The organism is Paenibacillus sp. XP01 (genome assembly GCF_057364885.1).
Genome location: NZ_CP139481.1, coordinates 4,630,603 through 4,647,307 on the forward strand (window position 1 = coordinate 4,630,603; position 16,705 = coordinate 4,647,307).

At 50.4% G+C, this 16,705-nt stretch carries 12 protein-coding genes; all 12 read right to left on the reverse strand.

Annotated elements, in window-relative coordinates:
• Nucleotides 1-19: 19 nt before the first annotated feature.
• The 12 genes from SNR34_RS20870 to SNR34_RS20925 all read right to left on the reverse strand — a co-directional run bounded on the left by SNR34_RS20870 (nt 20) and on the right by SNR34_RS20925 (nt 16,675).
• Entirely contained in the window at nt 20-778 is a 759-nt protein-coding gene (locus tag SNR34_RS20870; protein ID WP_486180094.1) for a metal ABC transporter ATP-binding protein, read from the reverse strand.
• Nucleotides 779-831: 53 nt separating this feature from the next.
• Nucleotides 832-1,902 carry a metal ABC transporter substrate-binding protein gene (locus SNR34_RS20875; protein ID WP_486180095.1) on the reverse strand — a complete coding sequence of 357 codons (1,071 nt, stop codon included), beginning with the start codon at nt 1,900-1,902 and terminating at the stop codon, nt 832-834.
• A gap of 260 nt (nt 1,903-2,162) precedes the next feature.
• Nucleotides 2,163-4,178: a methionine--tRNA ligase gene (metG, locus tag SNR34_RS20880; RefSeq protein WP_486180096.1), complete on the reverse strand. Its 2,016-nt coding sequence runs from the start codon at nt 4,176-4,178 to the stop codon at nt 2,163-2,165.
• A 360-nt stretch (nt 4,179-4,538) separates the two neighbouring features.
• Nucleotides 4,539-4,793, reverse strand: coding sequence for a membrane protein insertion efficiency factor YidD (yidD, locus tag SNR34_RS20885; protein WP_486180097.1), 255 nt, complete (start codon nt 4,791-4,793; stop codon nt 4,539-4,541).
• Between the two features lie 2 nt (nt 4,794-4,795).
• Nucleotides 4,796-5,254, reverse strand: coding sequence for a Fur family transcriptional regulator (locus SNR34_RS20890; RefSeq protein ID WP_236420025.1), 459 nt, complete (start codon nt 5,252-5,254; stop codon nt 4,796-4,798).
• Between the two features lie 577 nt (nt 5,255-5,831).
• Nucleotides 5,832-8,189 carry a copper amine oxidase N-terminal domain-containing protein gene (locus SNR34_RS20895; protein ID WP_339273366.1) on the reverse strand — a complete coding sequence of 786 codons (2,358 nt, stop codon included), beginning with the start codon at nt 8,187-8,189 and terminating at the stop codon, nt 5,832-5,834.
• Nucleotides 8,190-8,442: 253 nt separating this feature from the next.
• On the reverse strand, nt 8,443-10,029 hold the full coding sequence (gene nagZ / locus SNR34_RS20900; RefSeq protein WP_486180098.1) for a beta-N-acetylhexosaminidase: 1,587 nt from the start codon (nt 10,027-10,029) through the stop codon (nt 8,443-8,445).
• On the reverse strand, nt 10,026-11,678 hold the full coding sequence (locus SNR34_RS20905; RefSeq protein ID WP_486180099.1) for a response regulator: 1,653 nt from the start codon (nt 11,676-11,678) through the stop codon (nt 10,026-10,028). Before SNR34_RS20905 ends, nagZ begins: the two co-directional genes overlap by 4 nt.
• Nucleotides 11,679-13,514 (reverse strand): cache domain-containing sensor histidine kinase, encoded by a 1,836-nt coding sequence (locus tag SNR34_RS20910; RefSeq protein WP_486180100.1) that lies wholly within the window; start codon nt 13,512-13,514, stop codon nt 11,679-11,681.
• A gap of 30 nt (nt 13,515-13,544) precedes the next feature.
• Complete coding sequence (locus SNR34_RS20915) at nt 13,545-14,375, reverse strand: carbohydrate ABC transporter permease (protein ID WP_486180101.1); 831 nt, start codon at nt 14,373-14,375, stop codon at nt 13,545-13,547.
• Nucleotides 14,375-15,259: a carbohydrate ABC transporter permease gene (locus tag SNR34_RS20920; RefSeq protein WP_339273374.1), complete on the reverse strand. Its 885-nt coding sequence runs from the start codon at nt 15,257-15,259 to the stop codon at nt 14,375-14,377. The genes SNR34_RS20915 and SNR34_RS20920 overlap by 1 nt, the downstream gene beginning before the upstream one ends.
• A gap of 51 nt (nt 15,260-15,310) precedes the next feature.
• Nucleotides 15,311-16,675: an ABC transporter substrate-binding protein gene (locus SNR34_RS20925; RefSeq protein ID WP_486180102.1), complete on the reverse strand. Its 1,365-nt coding sequence runs from the start codon at nt 16,673-16,675 to the stop codon at nt 15,311-15,313.
• Nucleotides 16,676-16,705: the final 30 nt, after the last annotated feature.

Consider the following 16,705-nt stretch of genomic DNA (forward strand, 5'->3'; position numbering starts at 1 on the left):
TCTGGCGGACAACTGCCGTTTACCGCACCTGCGCCGTCGTATGCTGCAGATTGGTTTCCGCGCAATCCTCCACCTCATGCGAGTGACGAACATGAAAATGAATTTTACCGTTCGTTACCGCCGGCTGCGAACCTAGATAATTTTCCATTCGGTTCATGTCATGGGAGACCATAAGGAAAGTCATCCGGTGATGCTCATGCATATGGGTAATCAGTTCAAAAAAAGTATCCTGGGACTCCGCGTCAATCCCCACGGTTGGTTCGTCAAGAACAAGCAGATCCGGACGGTTGATGAGCGCCCGCGCCAGAAACACGCGCTGCTGCTGCCCGCCAGAGAGCTGTCCAATCCGTTTGTGCGCAATGTCCTCGATTCGCATGACCTGCATGGCATCCGCACATTGCTGGTTGGCCTGGCGTGTCATGCGGCGAAACATGTTTTTGTTGTTGTACAGGCCGGACATGACAACCTCTCGCACCGTTGCCGGAAACAATGGATTGAAAGCATTTTTTTGCGGAACATATCCGATGCGCTGCCAATCCTTGAATTTGCGAATGGACTGGCCGAACAACTTAATGTCGCCTTTCGCAGGCGGCAGAAGCCCGACCAACATACGCAGCAGCGTTGTTTTGCCGGCGCCGTTCGATCCGATGATGCCCACGAAGTCCCGTTCTTGCACCATGAAATTCAAATGTTCAATGACTTTCTGTTCACCATAGGAAAACGACAATTGCTCGATTTCGATGATGGGATCATGACATAGTGGCATGAGTTGCTGCATGGCAAAGCCACCCTTTCTTTCTATTTCAGGATTCGGACGAATCCCAGTCTATCTTATTTTAATGCGATCAGGAGATTTTGCAAATTTTTCTCCATTAAAGTGAAATAATCGTCTCCGCTTGCTGCCTGCTCTTTCGTCAGCCCCTCTACCGGGTTCAAGACCATCGTTTCCACGCCGGCTTCGCCAGCCAACGTTTTGGCCAGTTTGTCGGATACCAGTTCCTCGAAGAAAATGTACTTGATGCCTTCTTCCTTTACAAGCTTAGACAGATTCACGATATCCTGACCCGTCGGCTCAGCGTCCGGGGACAGTCCCATGATCGCATGCTGTGTCAGGCCGTAATCGCGTGCCAGATAACCAAACGCCTGATGGGATACGACGATTTCCTTGTTCGGCACTTTGGAAAGCTCGTCGGCAAATCGTTGATCCAGTGCTGCCAATTTGGTTTGAAGCGCTTTGTAACGCTGCTCGTAGCCTTCTTTGTGAGCAGGATCTGCTTCCACAAGGCTGTTTTTGATATTTTCGGCCATGATCAAGGCTGATTTCGGACTCACCCATGTGTGAGGGTCGATATGATGACTGTCTACCTCTTCTGACCCCGCGTCGTTTGTATGTTCGTCGGCATGTTCATCCTCATGAGCGTGTTCTTCCGATTGTTCCGCACCATGATCGTGGCCATCGTCGCCTTCCGCCATCAAGAGATCCACGCCGTCGCTGACCGCCACCGCTTTAACCTTGGAGTCGCTATCCAGCGACTTGAGGAAATTCGGCACCCATCCTTCAAGCCCGGCACCGTTATATAAGAAAAGCTGGGCTTTGGACGTGTTGACGATATCTTGGCTCTTTGGCGTCCAGTCATGCGGCTCTACCCCGGTTGGCAGCAAGTTGATCACGTTCGCATCATCTCCGCCGATCGCAGCCGTAAAAGCGTACACCGGATAAAACGTCGTTACGACGTTGACTTTGCCTTCTTCGATTTTGGCACTATTGGAGCTGTTTTGCCCACAAGCGGACAAGATTAGCAAACTCATAACCAGCAAACTGCTCCAAAGCAGACGAGACCGCTTGCCTTTGCGCCGGGCAGTCGCCTGAATCAATGACGGTTTTTCTCTCAAAAATTTCATTTTTTCTATCACTCCGCATCACTTAATCGTAAACATTACTGATAGAATTATAGGTAACCTACCCACCGTTGTCAAGCGTGCTCTCCTTTTCATTCTATCCAGATCTGCGGAGCTTTTATCAGTCTATGCCTGGTTGTCCCCCTTCATGGCCCCTTTCTTGCTTAAAAAAATGATGAAAAAAGTGACCCGACGAATCGGGTCACTTTCATGCAGCACATACGGCTGCCATATTTATTTATGCATACAAGCATGCTGTTCCGTTATTTTACTTGTGCGCCATTGGGCATGCTGTCAGGAACGGTAGCAAGCGTAAGCTGATCGCCATGCGATGCCGCCAAAATCATGCCTTGGGACAGCTCGCCGCGCAGCTTCACCGGTTTCAGGTTCGTTACGCAAATGACTTTGCGGCCGACCATGTCTTCCGGCGAATAAAACTTCGCGATACCGGATACGACCTGACGCTGCTCATAACCGAGGTCCAGCTGCAGCTTCAGCAATTTATCCGCTTTTTTGACGGGCTCGCAGGCGATAACCTGCGCTACGCGCAGCTCGACTTTCGCGAAGTCATCGATGCCGATCTCTTCTTTGCTCTCCGGTGCCTCCACGGCTTCAGCCGCTGTGTTTGCTTGCGGCGCCTCAGGCTGTGCATCCGCCTTTTTGCCGCCGGTCATGGCTTCGGAAATGTAAGCCACTTCCTGTTCTGCATCCAGGCGCGGGAAAATCGGATCTCCCTTTTGCAGCGCATTCCCTGCCGGGATCAGTCCCCATTGCTTGGTCGTATCCCAAGCGGTAAGCTCGCCTTCCTGAATGCCGAGCTGTTCCCAAATTTTACGCGGTGCACGCGTGAGGAACGGTTGCAGCAAGATGGAAGCGATGCGCAGGCTTTCGATCAGATGGGACATGACCGAAGCCAGTTCGCTGCGTTTCTCTTCGTCACGAGCCAACGCCCACGGCTGCGTCTCGTCGATGTACTTGTTGCTGCGGCTTACAAATTGGCTGATTGCCGTTAACGCAACGGAGAACTGCAGATTTTCCATCGCCTGCTCCACTTTTTCCACGGCCGCATGGCCCGCTTCTTCAAGAGAAGCATCGAATTCGGTTACGCCGGAAGCAAATGCCGGTGCTTTGCCTCCGAAATATTTATCAACCATCGCTACGGTACGGTTCAGCAGGTTGCCAAGGTCGTTCGCCAAATCGGAATTGACGCGTTCCACGAAGCTTTCCGGCGTAAAGGTGCCGTCCGAACCGAATGGAACTTCGCGCAGCAGGTAGTATCGCAGCGCATCCAGACCGTAACGGTCAATCAGCGTAACCGGGTCAACCACATTGCCTTTGGATTTGGACATTTTACCGTCCTTCATCAGCAGCCAACCGTGCGCAAATACCTTTTTCGGCAATGGCAGGTCAAGCGCCATCAGCATGATGGGCCAATAGATCGTATGGAAACGTACGATCTCTTTACCGACCAAATGTACGTCCGCCGGCCAGAACTTGTCGTAGAGCGACGAATCGGCGGAGCCGTAGCCCAGTGCCGTGATATAGTTGGACAGCGCATCGATCCATACGTATACGACGTGTTTCGGGTCGCCTTTTACTTTGACGCCCCATTCAAACGTCGTCCGGGAGACGGCCAAATCCTCCAAGCCAGGCTTGATGAAGTTGTTGATCATTTCGTTTTTGCGGGACTCCGGCTGAATGAAGCCAGGGTTCTCCTCATAAAATTGCAGCAAACGATCGGCATATTTGCTCATCCGGAAGAAGTAGGATTCTTCTTTCACCAATTCCACCGGATGACCGCTGTCCGGGCTTTTCGCGGCAACAATGTCGCCCTGCTCGTTCCGCTCCACGTCCACCAGCTGGGTTTCCGTATAATAGGTTTCGTCCGGAATGCTGTACCAGCCTTCGTACTCTCCTTTATAAATGTCGCCCTGTTTCAGCAAACGGTCGAAAATGTCCTGCACCACCGTTTTGTGACGCTCTTCCGTGGTACGGATAAAGTCGTCGTGAGAGATGTCCAGCTTTTTCCACAGATCCTTGATGCCTGCTACGATGCCATCGACGAAAGCTTGCGGCGTTTGGCCTTTCTCTTGCGCTTTTTGTTCGATTTTTTGTCCATGCTCATCCGTGCCCGTCAAATAACGGACATCGTATCCGCGCAGACGTTTGTACCGGGCCATCGCATCGCCCGCCACCGTCGTATAAGCATGCCCGATGTGCAGCTTATCGCTTGGATAATAGATTGGTGTCGTCAGATAAAACGTTTTTTGTTCAGCCATGGCTGATTTGCCTCCTTTTCGGTTTAAAGAACACAAAAAAACTCCCGCCCCAATGGGACGCGAGTTGTTCTCACGTGTTACCACCCAAATTCCCCGCGCTTTTCGCAAACCACGGGCTCTGTCGGTCCTCAGACCGTCCATTAACGCTGGATCACGCCCCAATCTTACAGCAAGCGGTTAATCCCGCACTGCATGCTCGAAAGAGGTCCCTCCAGGACCATTTTCCATCCTCCTCCCAGACCGGTTCTCAGCTTCTCCGGCTCTCTGCGCTGGGGGTGTGTCTGTACTTATCCCTTCACTGGAAATTATTATACATGAAATATACTGAAACGCTGCCCCTTTTGTCAAGTCGGCTGCAGACTATTTGGAAGAAGCTATGACGGATTTGTCCGCTTTCGGCGGGACCAAATCCACGCCGCCCGGATGAAACGGATGACATTTGGCGATGCGCTTTGCGGCCAGCCATGATCCTTTTAAGGCGCCATGCACCTCAATGGCCTCCATCGCGTACGCCGAACATGTCGGATAAAAACGGCAGGTCGGCGGCTTGAGCGGAGAAATGTAGCTGCGATATACCCGAATGGGCGCCTGTGCCATTTTTCGCGTCAGCTTCATAGTTAATGCTTCCCGTGAGAATGTCCCGAAACCGCTTTGGCCGGAGCATGCTCCGCACAATCTTTACAATACCCGAACACTTCGAATTTATGATCCACAACCTGAAATTGTTCCGGCGCATCCGCAAGCTGCATGGGGCAAAATACGATCGGATATGTTTTTTGGCATTTCAGGCAAATCATATGGTGATGGTGATGATCCTCGCTGCAATGGGCGCGGAACTTCACCCCGTCCTCAAAAATAATCTGCTCCAGTACACCCAATTCCTGCATCACCCGCAAATTGCGGTACACCGTGTCGAAGCTGAGTCCGCTATAGTTTTTGCTCATATATTCATAAACGTCCTTCGGTGTCAAAAAACCGGGAGATTCGGCAAACAACCTGGCCAGCGTTTTCCGCTGATCCGTGATGCGAAGCCCCTGCGAGGACATCGTGCTAATAATCTGCTCTGTTGTCAGCATGACCTGCAACACCTCCTGCCATACATATGCTCATGCAATGGGTTCAAGCAAAGCCGACAGAGCGGTGCTGTAACCGATGCAAATGGCCGCTTGTATTTTCTTACTACTAATAATGCCTCAAATTTCGCTTCGAGTCAACGAAAGCAGCCAGCCGCCCGATCGATCATCCAGCATGAACTTCCCTGAGGAAACCTCGCATGAGCGTATCTATGCACAGACGGAATATGTGCATTCAGCCGACTGCAAACCTACGAAAAAGGACTCCTTGCGGAGTCCTTCCATGACGGTTTAGAACAAGTTTCTGTTCGGGCGACTTTTGGGGTGACAGGGTATACGATAATAAGCTCTCACTCCAAACCGTCCGTTTTCCGGTCCATCTATATAAACCGCACTAATCAATCACACAAGGCCACTACGAGTGCAGCACCATCTTCCGATCGCTGTTATCCCCAGATTTTTTTGATTCCCCTTCTCTAGAAGGGAAAATCCGGTGATAAAGGCGACCGCTTCGCTTCTCCAGATTGCTCCTGACTCTCCGTTAACGTGTGTATGTTTTTTGCGGTTTATATAAAAATTGTTATTTTTTCTCTTCTGGAAGCGGTGTGAACAACAAGTTAACCGGCAGATTGCTACCCGGTGCGGCAGAGAACAGAATCGTTACGCTCTCTCCATAAGATCCGGTGCGATAAAGCACGCTTTGTTCATTCGGCGCGCTAACGGAGCTGCTTTGCGCAATCTGTACAACCTGACCATTGACCAGGGCAACGCCGGAGTATTTGCCTCCGCGAGGGTTCAGGGAAATCAACGTCCGTGGAGCAACGTTGTTCAGCGTAATTTTGTATAACACGCCAAAGTTGCCTGCATTGGACGCATCCGTGTAAGCCATCGGATCCGTTCCGACCAGATTCGGATCGCTTGCATTATCGCCAAGCGGCATGCGGGACGGTTTGGCACCGATTGGCTCATCGTAGGTAATAACCCGTGTAGCATTCGGATACGTACCACGGTTATGAACGCCGTCGCGGTCAAGCACAGGCAATGTAGCCAAAGCTTCCATCGGATCTTTGTTTGCATCGATCATGATGACGTTATAGTCGAGTTGATAATCACTGAATACGTCCGAATAGAGCGAAATAACTTGTCCTTGTTTCATCGGCAGCGCACTAAGCTCCGTCAAAATCAGCTTGCTGTCGCCAGGCTCAATATAGATTTTCTTTTGATCCTTACCTTCCTGCATCGACTGGAACCATCGGTCAATGGACAATTTCCCTGCGGCCGTAGCGATTGGGGAAGGTCCCGCAAAGCCCATGTTTTGCTGTTCGAGTTGCGCCGTATACGCGTTGTTGTTCGTTGCGACAACATACATTTTAACGGCTTTCCCCGTGTTGTTTACATGGTGAATCATGAAGCGGGTCTGACCGAAAGAAGACTCTTTATATACAATACCTTCGGAATTCACCGTTTCCGGACTGTTGCTGCGGATCAGCAGGCTTGGTTCGTCTGTATACGTATAAGGCACTTTTTCCATGGCAGGCACATCGCCGCCGTTAAAGACGAATTTCTGTCCTACCGGGGTGAAAAGCTGATTGAAATCAGAAAGAGTATACAACGTCTCATTGGTAATTGTAATGACTTTGCTGTATGTGTCGGTTTCACCGTGTTTGTCCGTAACGGTGATGGTCACCGTTTTGGGACCTGGAACGAAGAAGGCCAGTGCATTGTTATCCCATTCCACTTTTTCGATGGCGTTTTCATCATCCGTACTTTGGTCGATATACGTGATTTTTTCGCCCATCTTGTACTCTTCCTTGTCGGTCTCGAACATGGCGACAGGAGGCAGGTTTGGTTTCTGTACTTGAATGGTCACGGAATACGGGTCGCTCCATTGACCGCTCGAATCCTGAACTTCATAAGTAATCGTATACGTGCCGGGCTGATCGAACGATTCCTGACGGCCGGTCCAGCGTTCGTCAACAATGTTCAACCCCTTCGGAGAACTGGAGGATGTCACGTAATCTACCTTGTCACCTGCAAAAATTTCCTTTTGGGAAATCTTGAAGCTTGCAACCGGTTTGGTATTCAGATTCAGCACAACCGTTTTGGCCGACTGATTTACTTTATAAGTAATGTTCAAGGCCTGCGTAATGGAAGTTAACGGGACCATGAACGTATTTTTTTGCTGATAGGCAGGGCCTTTCATCGTTCTGGACTCGCCATTTACGGTGTAGACCGTGCTGTTCGTTTTGAAACGAAGCTCGCTTTCGCCGCTAATAATGATCGTTTCCTTGGTGGTGTTGTCATATTTGACTTCATATCCTACACGGTCTACCAATGCCCGAATGGCAACATACGACACGCCGTTTTTGACCGTCATGGGCTGCCCAGCCAAATACGTCTTTCCGTCTTGCTCCATTTTGTTGCTGTTCATGTACAGCGTCAGATCACCGCCTGATGTTCCGGAAGACGTTCCTCCTGCAGAAGGTTGCTCGGCCTGAACAGGGGTCGTTGGAGTCTCGACGTCCTCTGCGCTGCCGTCTTCTTGGTCCGCAGCATCCGGATCAGGTTCAGTCGCTGATGTTTCCCCATCTGTGGTTGGTGTATCCACACCTGTTGCTGGTGTTGTTGGCGTAACTTCTTTGGTTGGTGTTGTTCCGGTTGTTGGCGTTGTTTCAGTTGTCGGTGCTGTTTCGGTTGTTGTAGAAGTTTCTTTGCCTTCAGTGGACTGAGCACTGTTGGAAGCGTCGCTGCTCCCTGTCTTGACCTCACTCTCGGCAAGCGGCTGTTCTTTCTTGATAACCTCTACGGATTTTACTTTGGCAGTATGAACTGGTTCTGCATCGCCTTGAGCTGCTGGTTGCGCATTCACCGAACCGACTGCAAATGCTTGAAAAACAGCTAAAGCGGTAAATATGGACAATTTTTTCTTCAAATTCATTCTTTTTCTTTGGCTCCTTCTGCTCCCAAGTAATATTATCCCCCTCAAAAAGTCATACTATTAGACGCGGGCGACCGGGAAAAGTTGCTAAAATTATTTGATTAGAAATGTAAAGTTTTAATAGAGCGATAACACTATGAAAATAGTTAGCTATCATTTCATTGCATTCATAGCTTCATCCATCAAAAAAAACCTAGCCGCTATATGGATGAACTTCACCACATAACGGAAAGGTTTGTCCTTGCCTTCCATGTTAACTTAATCGGACGGGCAAGCTTCCACTCGGATTCAATTCGCCCGTAATCAAAAGGGAGATTCCACGTACCACGGCAGGCGTATTTTCATATGTGCACACGTAAGCTCCCGGCCGGGGAATTTCGAACAGATCATAGGGATTACGCAAAGCTACGACAATCAATGAATGTTCCTCACTCAGCCGTTCGATTATGTTGCGCTGACCTTTGGGAAGAACTCCTGCCGAGGTATAGGTGCATACGATGACTTGGTCTCCCTTTATCACGCTTTGCAAAATTCGTTCTGCTTCATCATAGGACGGCTGGGTCGTTATTTTATACTCGCGGACATGATTCCTGAATTGCCCAAGCACCCTACCAAGCGAATCCGAATGGGACCAAGGCTCATCCACCTCTGTTCGCTGTACGACCTCGGGCCATATAACGAACACGTTTTGTTCGGGTTTTAAGGGCAGTAAACCGTCATTATGTACCACGGTGATGCTCTGGCACGCAATTTCGTGTAACAGTACATCGTGCGGGACGGATGAAAACGAATCTGTCATACTCGATGGTTCGCTTGGTTGATCGCCACAGCGTTTTAGCTTCCAATTCACGACACGCTCCAGCGCCTGGTCAATGATCTGCTCGTCGATTTCTCCGTGGCGAACCGCTTCTGCCACTGCCTCTATGGCTGCGATCTGTTCGTCAAGGGTATGACTGACCAGGATCAAATCCGCTCCTGCCTTCACAGCACGGACAGCCGCCTTCGCAACTCCATACGGTTTGGAGATGGCATGCATCTCCAGGCAATCTGTGATGATTATTCCTTCGAACCCCATTTCTTTGCGCAATAAACCATGTAATACGCTGCGGGACAACGTTGCGGGAATCGGCTCTGGTTCGATCGCCGGAAAAATGACATGTGCTGTCATAATGGCATCCACGCCCGCCTCAATGGCCTGGCGAAAAGGCAGCAGTTCTACCTGTTCCAGTCTCTCCCGCCCATGGGGAACGGTTACCATGCCGAGATGAGAATCCACGGCCGTATCTCCATGCCCTGGAAAATGCTTCGCTGTTGCGGCTATGCCCCGCGACTGATATCCTGTAATGGCTGCCGCACCATGAGCGGCCACCTTCTCCGCGTTTTCCCCATAGGATCTCACTCCAATCACCGGATTTAGCGCGTTATTGTTCACGTCGAGGACTGGTGCAAGGTTCATATCGATTCCAATCCGCTTCAGCTCATCCCCTAGAATCCGTGCACATTGATACGTGTAATCCGGGTTGCCTGTCGCCCCTAGCGCCATATTACCCGGTACTCTGGTCACGCCGTCTTTATCGATTCTGGCAACCATGCCGCCCTCCTGATCCACCGAGATCATAAGCGGCAGTTCACTGCTTTTAGCGGCCATCCTTTGCAATTCGGCAGACAAGCGGGTCAATTGTTCCACGCTCTCCACATTGCGCCTGAAATAAATGACACCCCCAACATGGTAGTCCTGGATTAAACGGGTGATCTGTGCATCCGCTCGCTGTCCATGAAAGCCGCACATAAACAGCTGGCCGACCTTCTGCTCCAGCGTGAAATTGTCCCATGGTCTCATGAAAGCATTCCCTCCTCCAATGAAGTAGCTGCTCTCTTGCTCTGCCTGTATTCCGATGGCTTCATATGAAAATGTTTGTGAAATACTTTGGAGAAATAACGCCGTTCTTTATACCCCGTGGCTTCCCCGATCGCTGTAATGCTCCACTCCGTTGTACTCAATAAGTGCGCTGCGCTCTCCATCCGTTTATGGGTCAAATATTCAACAAATGTGACTCCTGCATGGCTTTTGAACAGCTGACAAAAGTAGCTTGAACTGATTCCCAGCCAATCTGCAACCTCATCGATGCCAAGATCACGGTCCAGATGTGTGTCCATATAATCACATGCAGACTTTATCAAATCTGAAGTCGAAGGACGTGACGTGCCTTGTTTGTTATGCCAGACATGGGCGATCGCTTCCGCCAGTTCGATCAATTCCTTCATGGAGGCTGCCATTTGCAGCGCGTCCCAGAACTGCTTTTCTTCCTGTTCGGCAAGCGCATGAACCTCCCTCAACTCTCCCAGCATGTGTACGAGCAAAAATCGAATATTGCTTTCACCTATGCTGTCCGATGAAAATTTAGTTTGGTTCAGCTGCTGCTTAAGGGAATGCAGCAGATTGAACACCCCCTGCTTGTTCCCCTGCCGAATACAGCGAGTCAGCAGATCGAGGTCCTCTTTGGTCACCCACGCCGCCTTTTGGAATGCTTCGTCGTTTGGCCGTAAGATGGGGTGAGCGGAAGTGGGTAGCGACCTCGTCTCATCGCCGGTTTCGAATGAAATCATCAACCTGCGCTGACAGTGCAGGTATCGCTCGGTAATCTGTTGATCCAAACGCACGGGCTGATCGTCCCGAATCGTTCTTGCCTTCATTGCCGGGTCTTTGGCAAACATGGCATTAAGCCTCCATCGGATACGCTGTTCCAATTCATCTGCCTGCTGCTCCCATCCGGTCGCAGCCTTCAGCAGAATCCCCCATTCCCCTTTGCGTACGGCAATAATCATGCTTTCTTCCATGGCTTCCGTTAAATCTGCAAGACTGGCATTGATCACATCATGCCATTGCTGATGCTGGTCAGCAGACCAGCCGATGGAATGGCGGAAGTAACCTTCCGCATTCACAAGGATGAGAATATAGCGATCAGAAGAGCACAGCCCTTCTGTTGACGGCACAGAGCAGCACGGAGAAATTCCCTTTTCACCCCGCAGTAAGTCGGTCACATGTTTATGTCTGATCCAGTTTTCCATCTCTACATGACGATGGTGCTCAAACTCGCTTGCCCTGCGCTTCTTATGAATCTGTTCGGTTAACTCGCGCAGTTTGTTCTCCAAATCCAAGTAATCAATCGGTTTGCATATGTATTCATGTACGTTGTAGCGGATGGCCGTTCGGGCATATTCAAACTGCTGGTATCCGGTCAGCAAAATAATTTCACATGACTCGCCCCGTTCGCGCAGTATTCGAATAAGCTCCAAACCATCCATGGCAGGCATGCGAATATCGCACAGCATGATGTCCGGATGACAATCAGCCGCTTTATCCAGCGCTTCAGCCCCGCTTCTGGCCGTGCCCGCAAGTTCAATCCCCATGTCCTCCCAGGGCAGGATCAAGCTCAAATTTTCCAAAATCGGCAGTTCGTCATCAACTAGCATTGCGGTCAGATTCATCTAGGCATCCCCCTGCTCATATCGTGGAATTATGCATTGAATCACTGTCCCGTGGCCTGGAGCTGAACAGATAAATATGCCGTATCCTGCCCCATATCGGATTCGTATCCGATCCGCCACACTTCGTAAACCCAGCCCGCGGCGCTCGGCCATTGAAGACGGGGACTGCTCCCCTTCATTTGCATGCGGATGTACCGGAGGGTCCTCTGCCATGTACTCGAATCTCCCCAATATTTCCTGGGGAATGCCAAGTCCGTTATCCTCCACCCGCAGTACCAGATTATGGCGATCCTCGAATGCACGGATCCGAAGCACTCCCTTGTACTCAATGCCCTCGAAGCCATGCTGGATGCTATTTTCTACTAATGGCTGCAACGTCAGTTTAAGTACGAAGGATGTGTACAAATGAGCAGGAATATCTATTTCGTACGTAAACAAATCACTGAACCTGTATTGTTGTATTTCAAGATAACTCTGGAGATGCCTTACTTCCTCGCCCAGTGCTATTTCCTCCTGATCTTGAATGCTGATCCGAAGAATATTGCCGAGACGGTTCACCATTTCGCTGACTTTCCGTCCTTCTCCACGCATGGCCAGCCCGTTGATCGACTCCAATGTATTGAACAGGAAGTGTGGTTTGATCTGAGCCTGCAGCACACGCAGTTCAGCCTTGGCCTTCTGCTGCTGCTCTGCCCGCACACGACGAAACAAGCTTCCGATCCGGTCCAGCAGTTCATTAAATCCATGGGCTAGAAGCTGCATCTCATCGAACCCTGTTCCCTTCACCCGTGCGCTAAAGTCACCATCCTCCACTCGCCGCATGAAGCGGACTAATACCGCAATATTGCCGGTAATACGGTTCATGAAAAACAAATTGAAGACCATTGCCGCAAGAAGGCAAACCAGAATGATAATGACCGACCAGCCTGCAAACACATTCGTTTCAGCGGACAGCGCTTCCCATGAAGTTACGCTGATTAAACTCCAGCCGTAGTTTTTCAGATGATACTGGGACAGGATGCTCTCCGTGCCGTCAAATACCGTCCGAATGCTGCTGAAGCCGGGCCCGTAACTGACTGTGTTGACACCGAGGTTCTCCATCTTCTCCCCGCTGTACCGGCCGGTAGGGTCATAGACGATCAAACCTTCTTCATTCATTAATAGAAAGGATGTATTTTGTGCGGAATCGCTAATCTGCAGATGTCGGAAGATCCGATCGATCTCTCCCTTTTTGATCTGAACAACAAGAATACCGATATTTTGAAAATAACTGAGCTCCTTCACCAGCCTGATCTGCGTAAAGACAGGATCGACGCCGGTAAGTTCGGGATACTCAAGTGGTGCAAGCCATTTGGGCACACCGTTAAGCTGCTGGATTTCCTGGAATAAGGGATGAACCTTGAACTGTCGAAATGGAAGCGCTTCAAAATTTTCCTTGGTGAATATGGAGACGATCTGATTGTTCTGGGATGAACGCAAATCATACAAGAAAGCATAGCTGATAAACGGATAGTTATATAGAAGGGAACGAAAATTGCGCTGGCTGGCATTAAGCGACAACTGGTTACCGGTTCCGAGATCCTGTTTGGTCGGGTCCTTGGCGTTAAGTGCCATTTGAAATACCGACGTGGCGATTCCGTTATCGGTGACATTGTTAATCTGCTGAAAAACGTTCTCGATATTGTAGCTGATGGCCTGAAGGGCGTATTCGGCCTGCTGGTTGTATTTTTTCTCAATCGTATGTGAGGTGACCAGAAACATCCCGATCCCCAGTCCGCACATCGGTACAATGATCAGCAGCAGAAAGGCCATGGCCAGCTTCATGCGCAAGTTCATATCCGTTCTCCCCATTCACCGCCTCGTCCATCAACCTTTGACACTGCCGGCGGTCACACCTTCAATAATTTTCTCCTGCAGTATGGCGTAGATGACAATAACAGGCACAACGCTGTATACGATTCCTGCGGACATCTGGGCATAGTTCATCTGATACTGATCACGAAACTGGACCATGCCTACAGGCAGGGTGCGCAGCTTATCTGTAGATAGGAAATAATTGGCGAGCAAAAATTCGTTCCAGTTGCCGAGGAAATTCACGATAAATACCGTAACGATGGCTGGAACCGTAAGAGGTATCACTATTTTAGCAAAGATTCCCGGGGCCCTCAAGCCATCCATCACCGCTGCTTCTTCAATCTCTCCGGGGAGGGATCTCATGAATGCAGCCAGTATGATGATCGTGAATGGAATCGCATTCGCTACATAAGGAACGATCAGGGCCAGATGCGTATCCAATATGCCCAGCTTGCGGACGAGCAAATAAATGGGCAGCATCAGCGCATTATTCGGAATGAGCATGCCAGCCAGAACGAGACTGTACAGGAACAGGCTCCACTTGCGGTGTCTCATGCGGGTTACGGCAAAAGCAAACATGGCCCCCAGTATAATGGTACCTGCCGAGGACAGAACCGAAATGTACATGCTGTTCCAGAAATACGTACCGATCTTGGCGTTGACCCAGGCTTCCACGTAATTGCTGAACACCCAGTGGGTCGGCAGACTGAACGGATGGAGTGCGATCTCATTGTTATCCTGTTTGAATGAAGAGAAGATGACAAATAAAAAGGGAAACAGAATGGCGATTAAATACAGCATCAACAGCATATGAGGAATGGTGCTCCGTATACTCTTCACCATCAATACTCCACCCTTTCGTTGTGCCTCGCTACCAACAGCTGATATACAGCCGTAAGCACAAGTGTCAGCGCAAAGATCAGGACCGCGACGGTATTGCCGTAGCCGTATTTAAAATTGGTGATCGCGTATTTGATCATATACGTGGCGAGCACCTCGGTGGACCCGGCGGGACCGCCTTTGGTCATGACAAGCACAATATCTGCCGCCTTCATCGCTCCGGCAATGGACAGCATGATGACGACCGAAATAATGGGCCTGATCAAGGGCAGCGTGATTCGGGTGGCCCGCTGTACGGCCGTTGCACCATCGATGGCTGCAGCTTCCTCCAGGTCACGGGGAATGGCCAGAATAGCCGCCAGCACCATGACGATGTAAAATCCGGTCCACTGCCAGGCATTGGTTACCAGGATGGACAGCATCGCAAAGCGATTATCCGAGAGCCAATACACCGGCGGAATGCCAAACGTATTCAGCAGTTGGTTCAACAACCCGATGTTGGGCTCATAGATAAATCCCCACAAAATGCCGATGACCGCCGTTGACATAATGGAAGGTAAAAAAACAGCCGTTTTGTATAACCCCTTGAATCGTTTGACGTTGGCAATAAGCAGTGAGAATAATACAATCAACGGGACCTGGATCAATACGGAAAACCCGATAAAAAAGCCGTTGTTCCGCGTGGAAATCCAAAACCGCTCATCAGACAACGCCTTGGCGTAATTCGACAAACCCACAAAGCGTGGGTCTGTCGAAACGCCGTTCCAGCTGGTCAAGCTATAGTACAGGGAGCTGCCGATCGGATACAGAAAAAACATTACAAACAGAATCAATGCCGGCAATACAAACAGCGCATAGATCAGCGGGCTGCGGAGTGAAGTATTCATGTTCAGCCTCCTTCAGTAACTTCAGTTGCAGCGATGGTCCAGCTGTATCCGTTATTCCACGGATGCGTTCGCTTCCTCCTGAACTTGCTGCAGCTCCTCCGCCATCTTCTCCGGCGTGGTCTGCCCGCCGATCAGTTTTTGAATCTGCAGGTTGCTGATCTCGGTGGTTACATCCGCCTGAACCAGCGCGTCGAATGCCGGAAATGACGTTTTGGATGCATTCAGGACAGCAACGATTTCTTTCATCAGTTCATCGGTAATGCTGTCTGTTAACACCTTCTCATCCAGCTTCATGGCAGGCAGCACCCCATCTTCCACAAGTCCGCGCACCTGCATGTCTTCATTGTAGAAGTTTTTGATAAACGCTTTTACCGCCTCCAGCTTCTGAGGATCTTCCGCTACGGCTGCCGAGAAACCATAGCCATTATTGACGTCACGCATGAGTGAGGTCTGGTCCCCTACTCCGTTCTCTACCGGCGGCATATTAAAAAATCCAACTTTGCCGATGAGCGATTCCCCGCTCTGTCCTTCCTTGAATACGGATGATTTCCATGTTCCGTCATACATCAGTATCGCTTCGCCACTTGTAAATTGAGTCGTGTACTCTGCGTATTCGAAGCCGAGCTCGCCTTTTTTGAAATAACCCTTATCGACCCATTCCTTATGCTTCGCAAAGCCTTGAACCACGCCCGGGTCGGTCCACTTGGATTCACCTGTTGCAAACTTCGCGGTAATCTCGGGCCCGGCGTAACGGGACCACAGATGGTTCGTTAACATCAGCGGGACCCAGCCCGCCTTGGAAGCAGATGCAAGCGGCACTTTGCCATCCGCTTTGATCTCGGCCAGCATGTTATCGAGTTCGGCCATGGTGGTCGGTGCTTGCCAGCCCTTTTGTGCGAAATATTCTTTGTTGTAGAAAAAGCCTTCTCCCGAACCCCCGATCGGCAGTCCGTATACTTTGCCTTCATACGTGAACGGTTCAAGGGATGTAAACTGATCCTGGATGCCCAGCTCTTGCAAAATCGGCGTGAGATCCAGCAGCATGCCTTCCTTGGCATACACCTTCGAATCCGGACTGCCGAACAGTTCGAATATATCCGGCGGATTGCCGGCAGCCATCTCTCCGCGAAGCTTTTCCTTCCGGTTCACATCGGATTCGACCCCGTCCAGCGTAAAGGTCAGATTAGGCACCTCGCTCTCCACCTTGTCGACGACGTCCTGCAGAATGGCCAGCCGTTTCTGTTTATCCGCTCCTACTTGGGTGTGACGCAGCAGCATTTCCACCGGTTCCTTGCTCGTTTCCGGGGCCGAACCTGAGGCTCCCTGCGGATTTTCGTTCCCTGAGCCCGAACATGCAGCCAGCGTCCAGGAAGTGACAAGCAGCAGTGAGAGCAGCATGATCATTCTTTTTTTCATCGTCGTTGACCCTCCTCGGCATTTTGCGCT